This is a genomic window from Streptomyces sp. SID13726, assembly GCF_010548375.1.
GTDB lineage: Bacteria > Actinomycetota > Actinomycetes > Streptomycetales > Streptomycetaceae > Streptomyces.
The window spans coordinates 1-411 of sequence record NZ_JAAGLY010000635.1 but is presented as its reverse complement, the minus strand read 5'-3'; the positions used below and the strand labels follow the sequence as shown (position 1 = coordinate 411).

The window sequence follows — 411 nt, the reverse complement described above, 5'->3', positions numbered from 1 at the left end:
CACCGCCGACGGGCGGATCGCGGGCGACATCAGCGACCCGACGCCCGAGTCGGTGCTCGCCGGGCTCGACGCGCTGCGCACGCTCGAGGCGCCCGGCGCCGACGGCTCCGCCCCGACCGCGTCGCAGGCGGTGCGCGCCTGATGCTCCGCCTCACCCTGGCGCAGATGCGCCGCAGCATCGGCCGCCTCGTCGCGGCCGGCGTCGCGATCGTCATCGGGACGGCGTTCGTCACGGCGACCCTGATCGCGGGCAACGTCATCACCCAGACCACGAACGACTCGATCGCCGCGCAGTTCGCGGACGCGGACCTCGTCGTCTCCGCCCCGAGCGACCTCACGGCGTCCGACGTGGACGCCCTGCGCTCCGTCGCGGGCGTCGACGCGGTGGACGCGGTCCAGTTCACCTACCTC

At 74.9% G+C, this 411-nt stretch carries 1 protein-coding gene; it reads left to right on the top strand.

Translation table 11 applies throughout. The features are described from left to right. Positions 1 to 141: 141 nt before the first annotated feature. The coding region (locus G3I78_RS49515) for a hypothetical protein (RefSeq protein WP_203616585.1) at positions 142 to 411 on the top strand (270 nt) is incomplete at its 3' end.